At 58.1% G+C, this 4,010-nt stretch carries 3 protein-coding genes; all 3 read right to left on the bottom strand.

The window, feature by feature from the left end; translation table 11 throughout:
* Positions 1–377: 377 nt before the first annotated feature.
* Positions 378–2,252 (bottom strand): penicillin-binding protein activator, encoded by a 1,875-nt coding sequence (locus Q7U71_09290; GenBank protein ID MDO9391950.1) that lies wholly within the window; start codon positions 2,250–2,252, stop codon positions 378–380.
* A 216-nt stretch (positions 2,253–2,468) separates the two neighbouring features.
* A complete protein-coding gene (locus Q7U71_09295) occupies positions 2,469–3,206 on the bottom strand; it encodes a class I SAM-dependent methyltransferase (protein MDO9391951.1) in 738 nt (245 codons plus the stop codon).
* 125 nt (positions 3,207–3,331) lie between these two features.
* Entirely contained in the window at positions 3,332–3,928 is a 597-nt protein-coding gene (locus Q7U71_09300; GenBank protein MDO9391952.1) for an isoprenylcysteine carboxylmethyltransferase family protein, read from the bottom strand.
* Positions 3,929–4,010: the final 82 nt, after the last annotated feature.

The raw sequence follows: 4,010 nt of genomic DNA on the forward strand, positions 1-4,010 counted from the left end.
CGCTTACGCTAATGCTCCCGCCTACGCTCCTGCTTCGGCGGACAGGTCAGCGGGCCCGCGCTGCGCTTCTCTTTGCTGACGGGCTTGTCTGAACTCGGGCTTTGGCCAAGCCCTCAAACAGGCCAGACAAGCTTTTAACCGCCATCAACTGCGATGCTCACTGATCGTTTTAACGCGACAACCGGGGTTGGAACCTTTGGACAACTAGTTTCTATCGATTATTGGATTAGCCTTAAATATTTATTTCCTTCCTTCATGTCCACCCGCCGTAGCTTTAGCGAAGGAGGGGTTTTCTGATAAAATCCCGGTAAGAAATTATACCAATCTGCGTAATCTGCGGATATCGTTCGGCTGAGCCTGTCGAAGCCAGCGTCCCATCAGGGTTTCTTCGGCTTGGGCGTTTCCTTCTTGGTGCTGTCGGCCTTGGCCTTTTCGTTCTTCACCGGGACCGGGGCCTTCTTGTCCTTGGCCGCAGCCGCTTCATCCAGGCCCACCGACTGCCGGTTCTTGATGGTCATCATCTTGGCCTTGGGCTGGGCCCCAAACCGGCCAAAGCTTCCCTGGCCCGAGAGTTTCAGTCCGGTGAAATCGCCGCTGGTCAGATAGGTCCGCAGTTCCTGGCGGGAGGCCGGGTTCTTTTGCAGGGCGGCGATCATGATCCTGGCGGCATCGTAGCCCTGGGCGGCCTGCTTGGACGGCGGCTTGCCGTAGCGCTTCTTAAAGCGCTCTTCAAAGGCGGCCGAGGACTGGGCCAGCTCCGAGCTCTCCGAAAGCACGGCGAAGATGGCCCCCTCCACGTAAACGTCGCCCTGGGCCGACACCTTGGGGTCTCCCCAGGATTCGGGACCCAATAGCTGGAGCTTCAGCTGGTTGTAGGCCAGCTGGGGCGCTATCATCACGATGTCCGAGGGCGAGGCCGGCAGGAACAACGCGTCCACCTTCACCAGCTTCAGCTGGTCTATCTGGGCCTTAAAGTCGGTGGTGCCGGGGGTGTAGGCCTGGGCATAGACCATCCTGGCCCCCAGCTTGGCGGCCTCCTTGGCAAAGGCCTGGGCCACCGATTCCCAGGCGCCTTCGTCGGGATACAGCATGGCCAGGGCCTTAAAGCCCCGGGCTTTCACCGCGTACTGGGCCACCGCCGGCCCCTGCCAGCTCAGGCTGGGGTTCAGCTGAAAGATGTTGGGCCCGATGGTCGAGATCCGGTCGTCGGTGGCGGTGGGCGAAAGCAGGGGAACGCCCAGCACATCGGCCACCCCGGCCGCGGCGATGGTGGCCCCGGAAAGCACTTCTCCGATCAGCCCCATCACCATGGAGGAGTCGGCCAGACGCCGGGCCTGTCTGACCGCGTCGATGGCATCGCCCTTGGTGTCGGCCGACACTATTTTGAATTTTTCAACGGCCTTCTGGTTGTATTCCTCAAAGGCCAGTTCCACCCCGTTCTGCACCGCCAGCCCGAATTCTCCGAACTTGCCGGTCAGGGGCGCCAGCAGGCCGATCTTCTTTTCCACCGGGGCGACCGGGATGATCGCGTTCTCTCCGGATAACTGGGATAAGAGCAGGCTGGCGGTTCCGGCCTCCCCGCTGGCGGGATATTTTTTGGCAAGGTCCGCCAGCAGTTTTTTGGCCTCGGGAATGTTCTTGGCCTCCAGCTCCATCTTGCATAATCTGAGGCCCATGGCCGGGGCGGTCTCAGTAGTGGAATATGTCTTGTAGAGTATCCGCAGTTCGCCCGAGGACAGCTTCTCGTTGATCAGCGTCAGCAGCGGCAGCCTTATGGTCTCGCGGTCCTCCGGGGCCTTGGCCTTGGCCATGCCCTCCAGATACTGCTGGCCGGCTTTCACATAGTCCCTGTTCTCGGTGTAGCAGTCGCCTAAAACCTTCTTGGTCTTGGCCCAGAATTCGGAATCGGGATATTTTTCGGTCAGCTTAAAGCCGCTCTGCAGGGCCAGGTCTATCTGCTTAAGTTCCAGGCGGTACAGGGCCGTCAGGTACAGGGCCTCCGCGGCCGCTGGCGTTTCGGGATGCTTGGCCAACAGCTGCTGCAGGGTCTCCGCCGCCTCGGCCGGCTTGCGCTCGGAGTACTGCGTTTGGGCCTTTTCCAAAAGACCGGAGGCCTCGGCCTCCTTTTTCAGCCGCAGTTCCTCCCTGGCTTTCTGGTCCTGGGAGACCGGGGATTTCTTGTCCACCGCCGGCTGCAGTGTGACGCAGGATATGGACAAAAGACAAAGCAATATAACGCCGTATTTTTTCATTTTATGCACCTAAAATGATATTTTTTGTGACTGGTTAAAGCCCACTGCCCCATCATATAAACCGTAAGTATAGCAAGCAATTAGGGCTCTGTCAACAACAAAAAAACCGGCCCGGCCGGTTTTCTTTTGCTCAAAAATATTCACGCTTCACCTTTCACCATTCACGACCAACAAATGGTCATCATAGTGTCACAATGTCATAATGTTAATAAATCGCTATTTCGTCCCGACCGCCCAGCGCACCGGCATGCACATCTTTCTCTTCCTCTCCGCCACCGCCTGAAGGTCCTTCTGTTTCAAAGCTTCCAGCCTCTTCCCAAAACCGCACAGATGCCCGATGAATTCCCATTCCCGGTCAAACTGCTTCTGGTACTCCCGCCAGTCCCAGCAGCCCTCCTGCCGCCCGGCTTCGGTCTTGAACCCGGCTTGGGTCATTAGAGTTTCGAGTTTTCCGGCCAGTCCCGGATCCGCGCCCTGTTTGGCCAGTGTCCCTAAAATCAAATCCCTTATCCCTCCCAGCTCCGTCGGTTCGTCAATGCGGCCCATATAGTCCGGCTCGCACAGGCTGGCCAGGTGCCCGCCCTTTTTTAGGACCCGGCGGGCCTCGGACAGAACGGCTTTAGGATCTTTCTGCCACAGCCAGAAGTAGTGGGTGACTATCAGGTCAAAAGAGTTGGCCGGAAAGGGAAGCTTTTCGGCCCGGGCCGTCCTGAATTCTATGTCTGGATATTGGGCTTTGGCCAAGGCTGTCATTTGGGGGTCGGCCTCTATGCCGCAAAGCCGGGCCTCCGTGCGCTCCGAGATCTCGCTTAGGATGACCCCGCTTCCCGCGCCCAGCTCCAGGATGTTCTTCTTCCCGGCCAGACGCACCTTGCGATAGAGAAAAAGCCGCAGGGCCTTGGTCCATGCGGCTTGCCTTTGGTACTGGTTATGGAGATACAGCAAACTGTTCATAGTTGTTAGAAAAATAACCGGCCACAGAGACACAGAGGCACGGAGGAGAATTCAAACATCCACAACCAGGCATTAACAAGAGCAAGTATCACTCTGTGTCTCTGAGCCTCTGTGGCAAAAATCCGTCAGTATCCCTTCATTACCCGCCACATGAATATCCCCACCACCACCAGCAGGGTGATGGACACGGTCTGCAGGGTGCGGCGCTCGGCCCGGAAAGCCGCCTTGGTGTCGCCCTTTTCCGGGAAGCGCGGGCCGAAGTGGCTGAGCCGCGGCAGCCAGCGCGGTACCTTTTGGCAGTATTCCTGGTACTCCGCTCCCAGCTTGCCGGCCAGGGTCTCCTCCTCCAACGCCACGATGAACACGTACTGCAAAAAGAAGGCGCCGATGAAGACCAGTATCATCCAGGGCATCCAGGGCCAGGCGGCCAGGCACACGCCCAGCGAGACCAGGAAATTCCCCACGTAAAGCGGGTTGCGGACAAAGCCGAAAGGCCCGCCGGTGATCAGCCGGCCCACATCAGGGGAAAGGGTGCGGGTGCTGCCGCCGGCATAGGACAGCGCCCAGATCCGGACGGCCTCGCCGGCAAAGGTGACCGCGATCCCCAGGGCCAGAGACCACCAGCTGGGTCTGGCGAAATAAAGGGCCGCTAAAAGCAGCGGAATGGGCGTGTAACTGCGCCATTTGAAGAACAGGTTGCCTAAGGTTGTTTTGATTGCCATGGGTTTCCTTTATAACTGTTGGTTTTTATGTTTACGAAGGTTGATTATATAACTGATTTTTGCGATAGCCTGAAGACTATCG

It is taken from the genome of bacterium (assembly GCA_030655055.1).
GTDB lineage: Bacteria > Edwardsbacteria > AC1 > AC1 > EtOH8 > UBA5202.